Annotated in this window: 15 protein-coding genes; 9 read left to right on the forward strand and 6 right to left on the reverse strand. The window is 44.2% G+C overall.

Features of this window, described 5'->3' with window-relative positions; genetic code table 11:
- Positions 1-343: 343 nt before the first annotated feature.
- Positions 344-2734, reverse strand: a complete 2391-nt coding sequence (locus PQ461_RS14910; RefSeq protein WP_274206328.1) for an alpha-L-rhamnosidase-related protein — start codon at positions 2732-2734, stop codon at positions 344-346.
- 263 nt (positions 2735-2997) lie between these two features.
- Positions 2998-3969, reverse strand: coding sequence for a helix-turn-helix transcriptional regulator (locus tag PQ461_RS14915; protein WP_274206330.1), 972 nt, complete (start codon positions 3967-3969; stop codon positions 2998-3000).
- 89 nt (positions 3970-4058) lie between these two features.
- On the opposite strand from PQ461_RS14915, the gene PQ461_RS14920 reads away from it, so the two are divergent.
- Positions 4059-4916, forward strand: a complete 858-nt coding sequence (locus tag PQ461_RS14920; RefSeq protein WP_274206331.1) for an NAD-dependent epimerase/dehydratase family protein — start codon at positions 4059-4061, stop codon at positions 4914-4916.
- Positions 4897-6120 (forward strand): MFS transporter, encoded by a 1224-nt coding sequence (locus tag PQ461_RS14925; protein WP_274206332.1) that lies wholly within the window; start codon positions 4897-4899, stop codon positions 6118-6120. The genes PQ461_RS14920 and PQ461_RS14925 overlap by 20 nt, the downstream gene beginning before the upstream one ends.
- A gap of 100 nt (positions 6121-6220) precedes the next feature.
- On the opposite strand, the gene PQ461_RS14930 is transcribed toward PQ461_RS14925, so the two are convergent.
- A complete protein-coding gene (locus tag PQ461_RS14930) occupies positions 6221-7018 on the reverse strand; it encodes an SDR family oxidoreductase (RefSeq protein ID WP_274206333.1) in 798 nt (265 codons plus the stop codon).
- A 129-nt stretch (positions 7019-7147) separates the two neighbouring features.
- On the opposite strand from PQ461_RS14930, the gene PQ461_RS14935 reads away from it, so the two are divergent.
- Positions 7148-7507 carry a winged helix-turn-helix transcriptional regulator gene (locus PQ461_RS14935; RefSeq protein ID WP_274206334.1) on the forward strand — a complete coding sequence of 120 codons (360 nt, stop codon included), beginning with the start codon at positions 7148-7150 and terminating at the stop codon, positions 7505-7507.
- Between the two features lie 30 nt (positions 7508-7537).
- Here PQ461_RS14935 and PQ461_RS14940 read toward each other — a convergent pair whose 3' ends face one another.
- On the reverse strand, positions 7538-8857 hold the full coding sequence (locus PQ461_RS14940; RefSeq protein WP_274206335.1) for a DUF389 domain-containing protein: 1320 nt from the start codon (positions 8855-8857) through the stop codon (positions 7538-7540).
- Between the two features lie 6 nt (positions 8858-8863).
- Positions 8864-10105 carry a cation:proton antiporter gene (locus PQ461_RS14945; RefSeq protein WP_274206336.1) on the reverse strand — a complete coding sequence of 414 codons (1242 nt, stop codon included), beginning with the start codon at positions 10103-10105 and terminating at the stop codon, positions 8864-8866.
- A 419-nt stretch (positions 10106-10524) separates the two neighbouring features.
- Here PQ461_RS14945 and PQ461_RS14950 point away from each other — a divergent pair, with 419 nt between their 5' ends.
- Positions 10525-13032 (forward strand): PAS domain-containing sensor histidine kinase, encoded by a 2508-nt coding sequence (locus PQ461_RS14950; protein ID WP_274206337.1) that lies wholly within the window; start codon positions 10525-10527, stop codon positions 13030-13032.
- A gap of 78 nt (positions 13033-13110) precedes the next feature.
- A complete protein-coding gene (locus tag PQ461_RS14955; protein ID WP_274206338.1) occupies positions 13111-13713 on the forward strand; it encodes a single-stranded DNA-binding protein in 603 nt (200 codons plus the stop codon).
- A gap of 13 nt (positions 13714-13726) precedes the next feature.
- Here PQ461_RS14955 and PQ461_RS14960 read toward each other — a convergent pair whose 3' ends face one another.
- A complete protein-coding gene (locus PQ461_RS14960; RefSeq protein WP_274206339.1) occupies positions 13727-14374 on the reverse strand; it encodes a response regulator transcription factor in 648 nt (215 codons plus the stop codon).
- 323 nt (positions 14375-14697) lie between these two features.
- Between PQ461_RS14960 and PQ461_RS14965 the strand changes: the two genes are divergently transcribed.
- The 4 genes from PQ461_RS14965 to PQ461_RS14980 all read left to right on the forward strand — a co-directional run bounded on the left by PQ461_RS14965 (position 14698) and on the right by PQ461_RS14980 (position 17737).
- Entirely contained in the window at positions 14698-15603 is a 906-nt protein-coding gene (locus PQ461_RS14965) for an NAD(P)H-binding protein (protein ID WP_274206340.1), read from the forward strand.
- Positions 15604-15609: 6 nt separating this feature from the next.
- Entirely contained in the window at positions 15610-16347 is a 738-nt protein-coding gene (locus PQ461_RS14970) for an SDR family oxidoreductase (protein ID WP_274206341.1), read from the forward strand.
- Between the two features lie 20 nt (positions 16348-16367).
- The gene (locus tag PQ461_RS14975; protein ID WP_274206342.1) at positions 16368-17282 is read left to right on the forward strand and encodes a helix-turn-helix domain-containing protein; all 915 of its coding nucleotides are present in this window, start codon (positions 16368-16370) and stop codon (positions 17280-17282) included.
- Positions 17283-17350: 68 nt separating this feature from the next.
- A complete protein-coding gene (locus tag PQ461_RS14980) occupies positions 17351-17737 on the forward strand; it encodes a hypothetical protein (RefSeq protein WP_274206343.1) in 387 nt (128 codons plus the stop codon).
- Positions 17738-17739 lie beyond the last annotated feature (2 nt).

Below are 17739 nucleotides of genomic sequence, written 5' to 3' on the forward strand. Positions count from 1 at the left end.
ACAATTGGCAGATGTGGATCTGCCAAAAGCAATGGTAAACATTTATTTTCAAAAAAATATTATTTCCTGTAAGGAATTAGTGTTTTCGTAAACAATAAAGGGAGATTCGTCAAAAAACGATCAATTGCAACTAAGTTGGTTTGTATAGTGGTAATAGCTTTACTACTTTGCATTGCCTAAACCTAATCGCAATAGCAGGCTGGTTGTTGAAGAGGTTGGCAAATGTAAGCGGATATAAACAACGACCAGCCCGCTATTGCGGTATTTGAATTTGTATTATTCTAACTAACTGACTTTTTTTCCAATTAACTACATTCGTTTAAATCTGTTAAAGTTTAGCAGTCTATTCTAATGCTAATGATCTTTCAATCTTATAATTACCCGGAGTAAGGATTAGGCTTGTAAAACGGCTTTTATTAGTTGGATCAGCCTGACGATCCCAAACGCTGTTCATAGATTTACCATTCAATAAAACTTTAGCCCCAACTGGTAATTTCACTATTGCTTTGGAACCGGCCGGAACAGTAATCCCTAACTTAAAACCCTTTGAATCATTCTGAAAAGCCGCACTAACCATACCTTTTACTGTAGGTATGCGAATGGAGCCGGACTTAAATGTTGCCGGGTTGGGTTCTATCAGGAAAGTTTTATAGCCCGCTTGCAGTGGTTTAATACCAAAAAGATTTTGAGCAATTACAATCTGTGCGCCACCGCTCCAGGCATGATTGGTAGTGCCGCCGCCAAAGCCATGTTCTCCAATGCCCCAGCCTTCAAACAGGGTGGTGTAATCAGGGTTATTTACCATTTCTGCAAAACGCAGTTTTGTTCTTTCTAAAGCGTAACTGCCCTTGCCCATAACAAATAAAGCCTCCATGACGTACTTCTCCATATACGGACTGGCATGAAATTCTTTTTGGAAGGTATTAAACAGTTCGGCGTATTTAGAAGTATCTGCAATACCGGTAAGTACGGCTAAGGCCTGCGCCCTGTCATCTGTTGCACCGTTATAAGATGGATGACGGTAGGCATGCCCGTTCCAGCATTGGTTAAAACCACTTTTTACCTGTTGCATAATCTTACGGTAATTAGCGGCATCTTCAGTGAAGCCATTCAAATCTGCCATTTTAGATGCGGCATCCAATGCCAGGTAATGCCAACCAGCTAATATCAATCTTAGATCTTTATCATCACCCCAGTCTCCCCACAACCAATCCCCTTTTCTCAATTCGGTTAAGCCCGTTTCATCAGTTTTCCATAAGGCAAGGTACTTTTTTACCGATGGATAAACCTTTGCTATTAATTGGCGGTCGCCGGTATTCATGTAATAGTTCCAGAATCCGTAATCGCCAATACTGGTCAGCATCTGATCAGGCAGCTCTGTATTGAAGTTTCCCGGGATTGGTGAAAATAACACACCACTTGGCCGTTGCCAGTCCACCAGTTCGGAAATCGCTTTACGCATTAAGGCATGGGTTGACGTTGAATAAGTATAAAAACTTTCGCCCATCAGCAATACAGCATCACCCCACCATTGCGCCCGTTCCCGATCGGGACAGTCGAAATAATTATCCCGCATATTGAGGTACAGGGTTCGCCTCGCTTTCTTCCAAAACAAATTATAGAATTCGTCACTGCAGTTAAATGTTCCCGTAGCTTCTGCATCATAGCCTGTCTCGTGGTATTTAAAGGCCTTTACCTCCATATCAGAAGGAAGGGTAAGCAGCATATGCTCACCGTTCAACCAGCCGTATGATTCGTATTCCTGATCGCCTTTCTTTGTTATATATTCAGCGCGTAAGTTATCCGTTCCTCCGGCCTTACTATGGTCGGTATTAATGTGTATTAAACGGCCGCCTTCTGTATCACTGACCGAAATAACCGGCGTCATTTGCATGTTATAAGGCAGCTTGGCAACAATGGTGTCTACACTTTTACCTTTAATGCGTTTAAAGCTTACCTGTTTAATACCAAAATCTTTCCATTGGGGAATGGGACGCTTAACCAGTTGATTCCAGGGTGCGTCACCGGGATGGCCGATTTCTTTGGCAGCCATGAACCCATTTAGATTATTTAAAGACGTTGTTTGCCAGCCTGGTATGTCTTTGCGTGCATCAAACAAAATATTTGATTCTGCAAGGCGATAGTTTGGATCGGGCTTGTCGGCAGTACCATAAGCTGGATGAAGCCGGCAAATCCAACTTTTATCGCTGTAAATATGCACTGCATTACTACTCGCCGCAAATAACAATCCGGCGCGCCCGCTATTAACATGTGAAAATCCACTTTTACCAAAATGCCACAATAAAACCGCAATCTTGTTATTTCCCTTTTTTAGGTAAGGCCCTAATTCGACTTGATCGAAATAGGTATCACGAGGATTAGGTCCCCGTTTAAGCCCGCCCTCAAAAACAACCAGCCTTCCGTTAATCCATAGCCAGTACTTGGTATCAGCAGCTATCACAGCAGTAAGGGATGCCGGTTGGGTAGTTAACACAACATCCTTGCGAAAGGCAATCCAGCTATTTGGTTTGTCAACATTATCTTCGGTAGCAGATATCCAATGTGCGGGTCCAACTACAGGTTGAGCAAGCAATACAGGGGAATAAGCGAAAAAAAGGATTATAATCAAGGGCAGCATAACAACCAAAAACCCGCGCATGGACGCTTCCCTGTCACTTAAGTTTTGAGGTGCGTCCTTGTCAAGGCAGGTTTGTCCGGCCTCAACCGGATCCATCGCCCTTTGTAAACGACACACTCTTGCGGCAGCAGATCTGTTTAAATTTGATTGTTGTAAAGGATATGCGTACAAAAGCTTCATATTATTAATAACTTGATAAGTTTAATGATCTGTTTAATTTATTGATCAAAGGTCTATCACAAAGGCACAAGATTCTTGTAGCAAAATACTGGAAGTAAAGTTATCGTTCATGGATTTTAGCAGGAGCCGCACATCGCTTATCCTGACGAATGATACTGCCCTCACAAATCTAACGCGGATCAATTTAAATACAACCCGGCAACTGGACTCTGCAAGACTGAATATTTCTTAGGCTTAACGCCTATGTGCTGGTCAAAGACTCGTGTAAAGTGGCTCAAATTAGTAAAACCCAGCCGATAGCCTGTTTCTTTTACCGATAGCTTTTCTTCGCGCAGCAGTCGTGCGGCCTCTTTCATCCGCAATGCCTGGTAATAAGTAAAGATACTGTCGCCAAAGATCTGTTTGAAGAGACGCTTCAATTTCGAAGGGCTCATATGGGCGGCAGCCGCCAGATCAGCGATTACCGGCGGATCAGCCAGGCGGTTCAGCAATTGGCCCCTGAGCCGGTAAATAGCCCCGATATCCCTGTTATTTAAAGAATACAGGTGCTGGCTGTCCCGTGCTTCCAGCGCCATGAGCAAATGACAGATCAGTTCTTCGGTTTTAATGCGAAGGAAGAACAGTTTGAATTTATCGTCTACCGCCTGCTCAACAAGCACATCAACAATTGGCTGCAAGGCAGGATTGATCACCTGTTCAAACAACAACGGTTGTTTGTTATCGAGCAGGCTTTGCAGAACGGTGTGCCTTTCGGGCAGGTCGAACAACCCGTTCAGGTAATCTGCATCAACTTCAATATTGATCACCCCGGCATTACTATGTACAGCAATAACCTCATCCGTATTGATACGGCTGGTGCCGATCAGCACAGCAGGCATGGCAACAGGTTCCGTTTTTGGAAACACATGCTGAAACTTGAAAAAGATCGTTTTTTTAAAAGGATTTCTTTCCGGATTCTCCACTACGATATCCTCATGCAGTTCATAATTACTGATGAGCAGGCGGATATGCGCGTTAAATACAAAACCTGCGCAATAACCACGGCCAAATTTTTCAGGAATATCCAGCCGGCCGTGTTTTAACTTCGTTCCTAACCGCTCCGCCAGCCGGATCAAAATGTCCGGTACATTCTGCTCTTGTTCTGCATACATAATGATCTGATAAGACTATTTTTAAAACCAAAGTGGCTATTTTAACACCAATATAGCAACGATCTTTACATAATCTAAAAATCAAAGATATGTTAGATCAACAAAATCAAAATACCCTTAAGGTCCTGATTACCGGCGCGACCGGAAAAATAGGTAGCCGGTTAACGCCGCGGTTGCTGCAATGGGGCTATACTATAAGAGCCCTGGTAAGGGATGCCGGTGGCGCATCTGCTTTAAGGAGTATCGGCGTAGAGACTGTTACCGGTAACCTCCTTGATCCGGATTCGCTGAAGAACGCCGTCCAAGGCATGGACGTGGTGATACACCTGGCTACTTTTTACCAAGGCGCTACCGAAGATCAATCGCGGTCAGCCAATCTTAATGGTACCGCTGCACTGGCCCGGGCCGCCATTGATACGGGTGTCCGGCAGTTTATTTTCGCCAGTTCTAATCGTGTTTATGGTGCAGGCCGTGGCAAAATGGTCAGGGAAACTGATCCCGTAGAACCGGGGAACAACCGGTTCGCTGTAGCCAAAGTTGCTGCTGAAGATCTGCTCATCCAACTGTTCGAGGATCAGGCAGCGTCGCTTTGCATTTTACGGCTTTCCCTAACCTACGGCGAAGGCGACACTCACCTTAAAGAAACGATCCCTGCCCTGAAAGACTGGCCCCAGGCTAAGCGAATGCAGATGGTACACCATGCCGACATTGCGCAGGCAATAAAGCGGTGTATCGTTCAGCGGGCAAAAGGCATCTATAACGTTACCGATGATGCCCCTTTGAGCATCGCAGAACTGCGGGAGCTACATCAGCTACCTTCGGGTAGCGAAGCACCGGTGGTGGATCCCTGGGAAATGATGGTAAGCAACCGCAAGATCAGGGAAGAACTCGGTTATCGCCCCTGTTATCCTACCTTTTATTCGGCTTATGATGCAGGTACCTTATAAAACATCGAATACCGAACGGTCCACCCAATACCGTTTGTGGGTCATTATCGCTATTGTAGCGCTGAACTCGGTCGGGTTAGCACTGGTGCTACCGTTACTGCCTTTTCTGCTGGGCAAATACCTGCCGCCCGGGCAGGTGGTGGTGGGCATGAGCTTACTGCTATCCGTCTTCGGCATATGTACCTTTTTTGCCGCGCCGGTGTTTGGTGCGCTGAGTGACCGTTACGGCCGAAAGTATATCCTGATCATCAGCCTGCTCGGTTCAGTACTGGGTTATGTGCTGTTTGGCATTGGCGGGGCACTATGGGTGCTCTTCCTGGGGCGAATCATTGATGGCCTTACCGCAGGTAATATCACCATTCTGTTCGCCTACATCGCAGATACTACCGAACCTAAAGAACGGGCCAAATGGTTTGGCTATATCGGGGCAGCCATGGGTATTGGCAAGATCGGCGGACCCGCCCTGGGCGGACTATTGGGCAGCATTAATATCGGATTGCCATTTTACGTCACTGCCGGACTGATCTTCATTTCTGCGCTGGCCGTTTATCGGCTGCTGCCGGAATCACTGGCGAAAGAATCACGAACCGCCCACTTAACCCTAAGCAACTTCAATACCTTTGCCCATTTCAAAAATGTCTTTAGTTTACGTGGCATTCGGCTGTTGCTATTATCCGGCATTCTCTTTTATGTTGGCTTGAGCATCTTCCAGTTCAACTTTACCGTTTACCTGAAGGATATTTACCGCTGGGGGCCGGTGGCCATTGGCAGTGTGCTGACCTTTGTCGGCATCTGCGATATCCTTACCAGGGCCTGGCTGCTGCCCCTGCTGCTGAAACGCTTACAAGAAAAAAAGGTGGCTGTTTCGGGCCTAACATTGCTGGCCATTGGCCTTGTAATGGTGCTGGTTAGCAGCTATTGGCATGCATCTGTACTGATCGCGCTGGCGGTGAGCCTGATCATTATCGGCGAAGGCCTCTTCGACCCGGTTTATAACAGCCGGTTATCCAGGTCGGTAGCCGAAAGCGAGCAGGGGACATTACAAGGGGTAAACCAAAGTTTGCAATCGGCCAATAATGTGCTGGTGCCACTGGCCGCAGCAGGTATTTATGTTTACAGTCCTGCAGCTTTATACCTTACTGCTGTCATCGCCATAATTTCAGCGACCGTTATTGCGGTTCGGTCAGGGTTCAGAAGCTCATGAATTTCAGGCGATTGCAAATTGAAATTGGAACATAATGTTCCAATTTCAATTATTGAAAAAGCTTGAAGGCAGTATGATAACACAACCATCTGTTGGATGATCATTTTACCACCGGAAAATTGCCACCATCGATAAAATAATTTGCGCCGGTAATATAGGATGCTTTAGGCGACACCAGAAAGTGAACCAGTTCTGCCGTTTCTTCCGGCCTGGCCATTCTGCCAAGTGGTACGCCGCCCACGCGGCTAAAAAAATTCTGTGTCACCTCTTCTACCGAAATTCCTGCATTCTTAGCCAGGTCATTCAGGAAATTGGACATGGCTTCTGTTTTGTTCAATCCGGGCGATACAGTTACTACCCTTATCCCCTGTGGCGCTACCTCGTCAGAAAGTGCTTTGCTGTAAGCATTAAGAGCAGCCTTAGCCGAACTGTAAGCCATGGTCGACTCCCAGATAGTAAACTGGCCGCTGGTAGATGAGATGTGAATAATGACTCCGCTTTTTCGTTCCAGCATTTTAGGTAACAAGGCTCTGTCCAGCCTTACGGATGAGAACAGGTTGACTTGAAATGCCTGATCCCAATTTTCATCATTCAGCGTACTAAACCCACCTCCGGGGAATGTGTTTGCACCCATATTATTAATCAATATATCTATGCTGCCAAATTGTGCGATAATTTCTTCTGCTACATTCGTTACATCTTCCGGCCTGGACAGGTCTGCAGCAATGAAGTGATAAGGAAACTCTGCCTCATCCGGCTGGTTACGTGCCGTAACAATTACGGTAGCACCCCCTGCTGCTAACCTGTCTGCAATGGCTTTACCAATTCCTTTCGTACCACCGGTTACCAATGCGATTTTACCTGCAATATCCTGCTCCGCTTGTTGTTGATTATTCATATTCTTGAAATTAATTTACTTTTGTTTCGCAAAGAAACTAAAGCCTAACCAGTCATTTTGGGATATCCCCGATATTAGTGGTTACGCTGATGTAACTAAAAGCAATTAGTGGTAACATAAAGGTGACTAATGAGAAAAGCACTTCAGAACCCCGACAACTGCGCCGTTGTGCGTACCATGGGATATGTTGGCGGCAAGTGGAAGCCCATTGTATTGATCAGGATACTTACCGGTGTAAAGGTCCGTTTTGGTAAACTGGCGGTACAAATGCCCGACATTTCACGGAAGATACTTGCACAGCAACTCAAAGAGTTAGAGGAAGACGGTTTGATCCTACGGCACAGCTACATGGAAAAGCCGCCACGAGTAGAGTATGAACTGAGCGATCTTGGCAAAACGCTGATACCTGTATTAAAAGCCATGCATGATTGGGGAGCCCAGATGGAAGACCCCGCGACACGGAGTACGTGGGATCCTGTAATTACATAGCAAAAGGATACCTTTTGCTGCAACATGATTTCATTGAGTAATCAATTTTAGTTGAGGTGAACGATATCGCTTTCGTAACCAAAGTTGTAATTTTTCAATGTCTGCGTTACGTTGTGGTTTTTTAAACCGAATCAGTGCGACACGCTGGGTATCTACCAGGTTGGTGTCCGGACGTTGAACAGCGACCTTACTAACCCCAAAATTGGTTACTGATGGGTAAAGCACCATTAACTCTGTAAGCACAGTGCTATCTTGATTAACTGATTTTGGCGCTAACCTGATCGTGTCAGGCTTTGTTCGGCTGTTGAATATATCCTCAAGAATACTGGCCTTGATCTGTGAAAAGTCGATTTCCTGTTTAGCATTAAGCCCCTGACGAATTTTCAATTGTACATTACGCAGACGATAATTATTCATTCGGTGCTTCAGGGAGTCGATTACCGGTTTATCCAATACAGAGCCTATCAATAAAATGTCGATGGTTTTTTGAGCGTTAGTATACGTGAAGGTTTTGGAAACCACCTGGGTATTATGAAAGTGAAATTCTTCCTCCACAAATTTGCGGGCGTTATTCTCAAAAATACTTTTATTAACAATACGATAGGCCATGTAAATGCTTGGGAGGATTGTTAATATCACAATAATAATCAGATACCTGCTTACTTTTTTCTGGACGGCGGGATCGTCAAAATGTGTACGCTGCAAGTTGAGGTAACGCGACATCAGGTAAGTTGCAATGGCGATAAATACGCTATTGATAAAATAAAGATAAAATGCACCTAAAACATATAGCCAGTTACCGGTTGCAATGCCAAATCCTGCTGTACAAAGTGGAGGCATTAACGCAGTGGCGATAGCTACACCTGGCACTACGTTATTCTTTTCTTTCCGCGACGCGGCAACCATACCAGCTAAACCGCCAAAGAAAGCGATAAACACATCCCAGATGGAAGGCGATGTACGGGCAAGTAATTCAGACTGCGCTTCGTGAAGTGGAGTAATGGAGAAGTAGATACTTGAAGTTATAATACTGACAAGGGTTGCGACCAGCAGGTTTTTGCCCCCCTTCTTTACCATAGAAAGATCGTTGATGCCAATACCCAAACCTATGCCCATTACTGGCCCCATTATCGGCGAGATCAACATAGCGCCGATAATCACTGCTGTAGAATTGACATTGAGGCCGATAGAGGCAATAAATATGGCGAAAATTAGTGCCCACAGATTTGCACCTCGAAAATCAATATTCTTACGTATGCTCGTAATTATCTCCGCCTCGTCAGCTTTATCTTCCTGTAAATTAAAACGGTGTGTGAGGAAGTATTGTATCCGTTTAGCAATTTCGTTCATAAGTCATTAATTCTGAACTTTTAGTTTCTCTGCTAATTTACCAATGGTTAAACCTTGCACCAAAATTGAGAAAACTACCACTACATAGGTGATCAGTACAAACTGATCCCTGTACATCTCGCTGCTTAATGAAAGTGCTAAAGCAACCGATATACCCCCACGTAAACCACCCCATGTTAGAATAGCAACTGCATTATTCTCAAACTTAATCTTAAATCGCAACAGGCTAACAGGTATAATAACAGAGATCCAACGTGCTAAAAGAACGGTTAAGATGCTGACAACACCAATAAGCATCACAGTTGGATTAATCTTGATGATAAGCATTTCAAGTCCGATAAACAGAAAGAGAACAGCGTTCAGTATTTCATCTACCATATGCCAGAACTTACCCAGGTAATCTCTTGTCTGAGCAGACATACCCAATTCTTTAGACTTGTTTCCTGTAATAATTCCTGCAATGACCATAGCCAGCGGCCCGGAAATATGTAAATGTGATGCCAGGGTATATCCCCCCATTACAATGGCAAGGGTAATCAGGACTTCTACCTTGTAGTCGTCGATGGAACGCAGCGCTAAGAAACCTATATAACCAAGTAAAGCACCAAAAACTAAACCGCCTACCGCTTCCTGCAAAAATAACTGCCCTACATCTAATACGTTAAAGTTTCCACCTGTAGAGCGTGCAATCTGTGCAATGCTTATAAATATAACAACTGCCACACCGTCATTGAAAAGGGATTCACCGGCAATTTTAACCTCCAATGATGAAGGTATTTTTGCTTGTTTCAAAATTCCTAAAACGGCAATGGGATCGGTTGGCGAAATAAGTGAGCCAAAGAGCAGGCAATAAATAAATGGTACAGGTAGGTGAAACAATGTAAAAAGGATCCAGGTCACGCCGCCCACTACAAAGGTTGATATAAGGATACCAATAGTTGCCAGCAATAATACAGGCCAGCGCTCTTTCTTCAACTTACCAGCATCAATGTGGATGGCTCCTGCAAAGAGCAGGAAGCTAAGCATAAAGTTCATCAACACATCCTGAAAGTCTACTGAATTAGCTAATTGCAATGCTTTTGCAGATAGTAGCCAACGAGAACTACCCAGAAAAACTAATGCAACCGAGCTTATAAGCGAAAGAGCCATAATGCCAATAGTTGGCGGCCACTTGATTAAGCGATGATTAATGTAGGCGAAGACTGCTGCTAAAACGATTGTTATGGTAATGATTTCACGTGTATCCATTAAGTTAAATTCTTCTATTCATTAAAAACAGCAAACGCTGTGTCTGAAAGGGGCCCATCGCAAAATGCCGTATTATCAAGGAGGAACAGGCACTGCTTACGAATTTATGTTCTTTTAAGTTATTAAACAGGCTCCACAAGGGGCTTTGCCAACGTCCGAAAGGTTAGTCGGGTGTTCGCCTGTGTTTAAACTTTTAATAATAGAAACAATATCAAAATCGCCTTTTTGTTTGCTTTTGAAAGTTCTAATCCTAATCCCTGAATATAAATTTCGCGTTTTACAAGTTTAATTAGCTTTTCAAGACTGGCCGTAGAATTACCTCTACGGCTGAGTTGAATTTAGTTAATAAACAATTTAAGGATAATTACATTATTAAATTGTTGCTTGCGAATTGATTTTGAACAAGGATAAATAAAAGAATGATGTCGGAACAGGGCCAGGATAAACAGGAGAGCAAGGATACCCCGAAGGATGAACTGGAACGCCTGCGCCTGATGAGTAACAAGTATGAGCAACTATTCAAAGATGAGCAGCTGCTTCGTAAAAACCAGGTAGCGGCTTTAAACAAGATCAACCGCGAACTGGCCGAAAAGGCAGCCAAACTGGAAAAAGCCGTAGAAGATGTGCGAGAGAGCCGCCGCCCTACTGATCCATACGACCAGGTGGTTAAAGTATATGGCGTTGCCTTAGAAAACGCAAAAAAAAATTACCTGATCCAACTGGAAAATGAGATCCAAATACGCACCACGGAATTAAAAGAAAACCAGCTGTTGTTAAAAACGATCATCGACAGCTCTTTAAGCCATATCCAGGTGTTCAAGGCGGTAAGGGATGAAAATAAAGAAGTGACCGACTTTATTTGGGTAATGACAAATAAGGGATTTAGCGATGCGAATGGTGATATGACCGGTAAGCAATTGCTGGCGCAGAACCCGGCAGTTATACAGACCGGCATTTTTGCGGACATGAAGAAAGTACTGGAAAGCGGTATTCCCAAAGTGAAGGAACGCTTTTATAGTCATGAACAATTCAATGGCTGGTTCAACCAAAGCCTGGTTAAAATGGATGATGGCATTATTATGACCACAGACGATATCACGCCCCGCAAAGAAACCGAACTTGAACTTGAAGAGAACCGTAACCTGTTACAAGCGACTTTAGACAGTTCGTTAGAAATGGTCCAGGTGTTTAAGGCCATACGGAACGAGCAAGGGAAAATTGTTGACTTTACCTGGCTATTGAATAATCATGCTGCTGAACAGCTATATGGTAATGTGATCGGCCAAAGCCTGCTGCAAAATAATCCGGGTGTGCTAAAAGCAGGTATTTTAGATAAGTTTATAGAGGTGACGGAAAACGGTATTCCTCAGCAGTACGAGCGCCATTACATTTTTGAACAGTTTAACGGCTGGTTTTATCAATCAGTAGTCAAACTCAAAGACGGCGTGGCCACCAGTACGGCTGATATTACCGGTCGTAAGACAACCGAACTGCACCTTGCGGAAAGCCGCGACCGTTTGCAGTCTATCCTCGACACTACTTTAGTGCAAATGTCTATTCTGGAGGCATTAAGGGATGAACAAGGCATTATCACTGATCTTGAAATAAAAGCCGTAAACCATGAACTGGAAAAAGAGACCGGACGTAAAGACTTGGTTGGCAAGTATTATGCAAAGGAATATCCTGGCATTAAAACTACAGGTTTATTCGATCTGATTGTCAAAGCCATTGAAACCGGAGAACCGCAGGCCACTGAATATTTTTATCCCTACGAAGGGTTTAATAAATGGTTCTCTTGCATGTTCGTTAAACTGGATGATGGTGTGGTAGCAACTAATATGGATATTACTGCCCGCAAAAAGGCCGAAGAAGAGCGATTTAAAAACTATCTTTTATTAAAGCAATCTGAAGACCTGGCTGCGCTTGGAAGTTGGGACTACAATCTGACATCGAAAACCTTTACCTGGTCGGATGGCATGTACCGGCTTTTCGACCTTGAATACGGAAAGGAAATTGAGCCCGAAATTTACCTGCAATATACTACCGAAAGCGGAAGACCATCCGCTGAGCGGGTGGTGCAGCATATCAGGGAGGGGCACACCGATTTCGAGGAAACGCTGGAGATTGTTGTTTCCGGGAAGATCAAAATATTGCATCTGAAAGCGGCCGTTGTCCGAAATGATCAAGGGCATGCAGAACGGGTATTGGGTGTAGATATGGATATTACCGCCATGCGTACCGCTGAGGAGACAATACGTAGAATGGAAGATGAAAGGCAACTGGAAATTTTTCAGGTGACGCTGCGCACCCAGGAAGAGGAACGGCGTCGCATTTCGGAAAGCCTGCACAACGGTTTGGGACAAATGCTTTACGGCGTTAAAATGAGCCTTAGCCAGCTGAGCGCTAAGCGCGCTGCTGAGAATCCGCAAGCGTATGAAATTTCAAGACGTTATACCAGCGATCTATTGTCTGATGCTATTCGCGACAGCCGGCGTATCTCTCATGAACTTATGCCCGCAGTGCTGGAAAAATTTGGATTAAAGGCGGCGGTTAAAGACGTATGCCAGCAAATGCAGGATGGTGTCAGGTTCACTTGTTTCGTCGACGTGGACGATGAACGTATTGACAAATACATGCAACTGGCCATCTTCCGGACTTTACAGGAACTGATGCTTAATGTAGTTAAGCATGCAGGGGCTACAGAGGCTGCAGCTGAAATCCGCCTGGAAGATGGTAATATCTTGTTACGTGTAAGTGATAACGGACGCGGGATTAATACGTACAAACAGGAAAAAGATAGCATCGGGCTGGCCTCCATCCGCAGCAAGGTAGGCCTGTTGACTGGCAGCGTAGACATTACATCGGTACCCGGAAAAGGTACCAGTGTAGTTATACGTTTACCTTATCCACAAAATAAACTTAATTAAACTAATGCTGACTGCAGCTGGCGGTTTGTAAGCGATATTACGCTTTGCCGGGGACTAAAAAATATCATTATACGTAAAATGACGGCCTTTCTTGATCTGCCGCCTGCAAAAGGATTAAACATGGCGGAGCAGGTGCCTTTGCGCACAGGCTTTTTATTGAATGCAGTTTTACATGTGCTTGCGGTAAAAAAAGAAGCTTCGATAATGTGCAAAGCAAAGGTTTTGCTGATAGACGATGATTCGCAGTTTTTAGAGATCATGCAGGCTGTAAATCAGTATTTATCCAGTGAAATTAACGTAGTTATACAGATGGCGGAAAAATTACGTCGATTATTTTTACATTCTTTAGTTAATATGAATAATAATAATGGTGGAATAAACAAAGTGTTTTTAGTCGGTCAGATCAGCCGCACGCCCCGTTGGCATAAGAGCGATCAGAATGGTACCGTACTTTGTTTTGTGCTGACAACGCTTGAAACTCATCAGCAAAAAGGCAATAAGATTGAGCAAACAGAAGAACATATAATTAAAATACCTGAGCATCGCTTAGAAGAAGAATTAAAGCTGGGGCAATTGCTGCATATTGAGGGAAAGTTGCAAACCACTTGTTTTGTAGACGAACAATCTGTACGCCGCTACAAAACCGAAGTAATTGTCAACAAAGCAAATGTATTAGGATAGTACCTGAATAAAATCAGGATAATAAGCCATGCCGCATGGCAAAAGAGACGAGGGCCAACGAATTTTTACTTCCTGTTTTATCGATCATGGACTGGCGGTGCCCCTCCACTGTACGCCTGCTGGTGAAAAGTTTTTCGGCCGCTTCCTCATTTGTGTAACCAGCTGCTATCAGGCGTAACACTTCCATTTCTCGTTCAGAAAACTCGACGTCAGCCGCCATCGCAACTTTTAAATCCGTTGATTTTGCCATGCGTTTAATCACTTTATCGGATAATCCTGCGCAAAGATAAGGTTGGTGACGCGCCACTTGCCTGATAGCAAATACAACCTCTTCTTCATGTGCTGTTTTAAAAAGGTAACTCCTTACACCCGCCTGAAAAGCTTGCTGAACATAGCTTTCCTCTTCCTGAATCGTAAGCAGTATAATCTCTAAATGTGGATATTTTGATGTGATATTTTGAGCTAATTCAAATCCATCCATTACAGGCATGCTAAGGTCCGTGAGCAATACATCTGCCTCAACGCCATTTTCTAAAAGTTGAAGAATTCCGAGGCCGCTTGAAACGTCTCCCACTACTTCAAAGTCAGCTTCCTGCTCCAATACCTGTCGCAAGCCGCGGCGTACTACCTGGTGGTCATCAGCTATCAATATACGTATCATATACGTATTTTACACCGAAAAGGAGCACTTTGTTTTACTTATAGTTAATGTTAAGGATTTCATTTTTGTCTGTTAATTAAAACAAAGTGATTATTAGCGCTATAAATCATAGCTTTAAGAGTTAAATAGCTCAATAAACAAATTGAGCTATTTTAAATTAGAAGTTAAGCTAATCAGTATGACCAAAACTGTGGGTAATCAGTTTTTTTGATCGAAGAGAGAAAGTTTGCTACCTGCTCCCCAATACGGTTAATCATTCCCCGGATATGGTTAGTTAGCCGGATTAGACAATGTCCAATTTTGACCTAACAAAATTGAACACCATGAATATCGTAATCACCGGCTCTATAGGCCATATCGGAAAACCACTTACAGCTATACTCGTCCAAAAAGGACATCATGTTACTGTTATTACCAGCAAAGCGGAGCGCATCCCCGCGATAGAAGCCCTCGGAGCGAAGGCGGCGGCAGGAACCTTCTTTGACGCAGATTTTCTTGCCAACACTTTCAACGGCGCTGATATCGTTTACCTGATGGAAGCCTGGGAAGGCATCGGCAGTATATTTGACAACAACGTAGACTTTATTGCAGCCTTTGAGACCATAGGCAATAATTACAGAACAGCAGTAGAACGTTCAGGTGTAAAAAAGGTCATTCACTTAAGCAGTATCGGCGCTCATACCGATCAGGGTACCGGCAGCCTGTATCTTCATCATAAAGTAGAATGCATCCTTAGCCAGCTGCCGGGAGATGTAGCCATAAAATTCATGCGGCCGGTAGGTTTTTACAGTAACTTATTCCGAAACCTCGATTCCATAAAAAAACAACAAGCAATCATCTCCACCTACGGCGGTGACCGCAAAGAGCCCTGGGTAGCTGCGGAGGATATCGCAGAAGCTATTGCCGAAGAAATGGAACTACCCTTTGCGGGTAGAACTGTGCGCTACCTCGCCAGTGACGAAGTATCGCCCAATGAAGTTGCCGGCATACTGGGTGAAGCCATCGGCGTTCCGGGGCTGCAATGGAAGGTTATCCCCCAAGCGCAAATGTTGGACGGTATGTTAAATGCCGGCATGAATGAGTGGATTGCCAAAGGCTTTGTGGACATGCAGACTGCACAAGGAAGCGGTTCTTTATATGAAGATATGTACCGCAGCAAGCCGCAATTCGGCAAAACCAAGTTCAGGGATTTCGCCCGTGAATTCGCAAAAGTTTATCACCAAAAATAATTAACCATGAAAAAAGTATTGATCACCGGTGCCAATAAAGGTATCGGATTAGAAACCGCACGCCAGTTATTACAACAAGGCTATTATGTATACCTGGGCAGCAGAACAAAAGAAAACGGCAATGCCGCGCTTAATCAATTAAAAGCTGATGGCCTGGATCAGGCAGAGGTCATCGAACTTGATGTAACGAGCGACCAGTCAGTTAAAGCTGCGAGAGCAGCCATCGGAAGCAAGACAGCCGTACTTGACGTACTAATTAACAACGCGGGTATTAACGGGGGCTTCCCGCAGTCTTCCCTCGAAGCAAGTGCCGACCAGTATAAAGCGGTATTTGATACTAATCTGTATGGGGTGGTAAGGGTAACCCAGGCATTCATTGACCTGCTGAGGAAGTCACCTGAACCCCGCATTGTCAATGTATCTTCCAGCGGCAGTTCACTTACCCTGCATAGTGACCCCACATGGAAGTATTATGATCATAAAGCAGCACTGTACCCATCATCAAAAGCAGCATTGAATATGTATACGATTGATCTGGCTTACCGTTTGAAAGATACGCCGTTTAAGGTAAACGCGGTGTGTCCCGGTTTTGTAGCGACAGATTTTAATGGTCATCTTGGTACCGGCAGTGTTCAGGAAGGTGGCAGCCGTATAGCAAGATATGCGATGATCGGCCCTGACGGCCCCACAGGAAAATTCCTTGCCCATGAATATAACCCTGAAACGGGTGATACACCATGGTAATAAATACTTAATTTTAGGTTATGAAAAAGGGAGAAGCGTCATTGCATAAACTACACTCATTGACAGACTTTCACCGGATGTTTGGGCTGCCAGCGCCCAGGCATCCGCTGGTAAGTTTTATCAATATCGCGGATATGCGTTATGAGCCCGGAGCGCTGCCTTCATCATTGATTATGGATTTTTACAAGGTTGCTTACAAGAATAACCTTTGCGGCAGGGCCAAATATGGCCAGGATTACTATGATTTCGGCGAAGGCGGCCTGGTGTATACTTCGCCCGGGCAGGTCTTCGAAAGCCCGGTGGGATCGCCTACTGAAGGGTATATGTTACTGTTCCACCCGGACTTATTATTATCTTATCAGCTGGCAAATACGATCAGATCCTTTGGTTACTTCTCTTATGCGGCGAATGAAGCGCTGCATGTTTCCGAGCAGGAAAAGAAAATCATCATGAAGGTGTTCGATATTATTGATGAAGAGTTAAACGGCCGTATAGATGACTTCAGCCAGGATGTGATCATTTCACAAATCGAGCTTTTGCTGAATTATAGCAACCGCTTCTATAAACGTCAGTTCATTACGCGCAAGGCGGTAGTGAATGAACAATTGCTTAAGATAGAACAGATAATCGATGCTTATTTAAATGACGACAAAGCAGTGTCACAGGGCTTACCGAGCGTTCAATACCTGGCTGACCAGGTAAATCTTTCACCAGGCTATTTAAGTGATATGTTACGCACGCTGACCGGCCAGAATGCGCAGCAGCTGATACAGCATAAATTGATCGAGAAAGCTAAAGAACTGTTGTCAACTACGGAACGTTCTGTAGCGGAGATCGCTTACCAGTTAGGATTTGAACATCCGCAGTCCTTTACGCGTCTCTTTTCAAACAAAGTAAAAATGTCTCCTGTGGTATTCAGACATTCTTTTAATTGATTCTGATTAACGTTTGATTGTGATCTGCATCAAAAACAATTGACTATTAATTGTTACTTTTGTGAAGTTTGAAAAAGCTCACGGCCATATTGCTTTTAACGGTTTTCCTGTTTTCGACAACTGAATTGCATCAGTTGCTGAAGCTGCCTATGGTTTTTGAACACTTTGCCGAACACCGAAAGGAAAACAAAAGCATTTCATTCCTACAATTTCTGGATATGCACTACATGCACGGCAGCCCAAGGGACAAAGACTACAGCGAAGACATGAAGCTGCCCTTCAAAACTGCGGATAATTGCATGGCAGCCATATCACCGGTGGTGGTTCCTCAAGTATTACCGGCGCTCACCTTTCCCGTGATATATTCGGCAGAAACAAAATTAGAACCCCTCAATTCCGGGTTTAATTATTCCGTTTATTTATCCGGCATTTGGCAACCGCCAAAATTCTGTTAATT

This window comes from Mucilaginibacter sp. KACC 22063, from assembly GCF_028736115.1.
Lineage (GTDB): Bacteria > Bacteroidota > Bacteroidia > Sphingobacteriales > Sphingobacteriaceae > Mucilaginibacter.

Bases quoted from the DNA above. Each gene is read 5' to 3' on its own strand.
- PQ461_RS14915 (WP_274206330.1), bottom strand. From the start codon at position 3,969: ATGTATGCAGAACAAGAGCAGAATGTACCGGACATTTTGATCCGGCTG.
- PQ461_RS14945 (WP_274206336.1), bottom strand. From the start codon at position 10,105: ATGGATACACGTGAAATCATTACCATAACAATCGTTTTAGCAGCAGTC.
- PQ461_RS14935 (WP_274206334.1), top strand. From the start codon at position 7,148: ATGAGAAAAGCACTTCAGAACCCCGACAACTGCGCCGTTGTGCGTACC.
- PQ461_RS14975 (WP_274206342.1), top strand. From the start codon at position 16,368: ATGAAAAAGGGAGAAGCGTCATTGCATAAACTACACTCATTGACAGAC.
- PQ461_RS14940 (WP_274206335.1), bottom strand. From the start codon at position 8,857: ATGAACGAAATTGCTAAACGGATACAATACTTCCTCACACACCGTTTT.
- PQ461_RS14960 (WP_274206339.1), bottom strand. From the start codon at position 14,374: ATGATACGTATATTGATAGCTGATGACCACCAGGTAGTACGCCGCGGC.
- PQ461_RS14965 (WP_274206340.1), top strand. From the start codon at position 14,698: ATGAATATCGTAATCACCGGCTCTATAGGCCATATCGGAAAACCACTT.
- PQ461_RS14955 (WP_274206338.1), top strand. From the start codon at position 13,111: ATGACGGCCTTTCTTGATCTGCCGCCTGCAAAAGGATTAAACATGGCG.
- PQ461_RS14970 (WP_274206341.1), top strand. From the start codon at position 15,610: ATGAAAAAAGTATTGATCACCGGTGCCAATAAAGGTATCGGATTAGAA.
- PQ461_RS14920 (WP_274206331.1), top strand. From the start codon at position 4,059: ATGTTAGATCAACAAAATCAAAATACCCTTAAGGTCCTGATTACCGGC.
- PQ461_RS14950 (WP_274206337.1), top strand. From the start codon at position 10,525: ATGATGTCGGAACAGGGCCAGGATAAACAGGAGAGCAAGGATACCCCG.
- PQ461_RS14925 (WP_274206332.1), top strand. From the start codon at position 4,897: ATGATGCAGGTACCTTATAAAACATCGAATACCGAACGGTCCACCCAA.
- PQ461_RS14910 (WP_274206328.1), bottom strand. From the start codon at position 2,734: ATGGATCCGGTTGAGGCCGGACAAACCTGCCTTGACAAGGACGCACCT.
- PQ461_RS14930 (WP_274206333.1), bottom strand. From the start codon at position 7,018: ATGAATAATCAACAACAAGCGGAGCAGGATATTGCAGGTAAAATCGCA.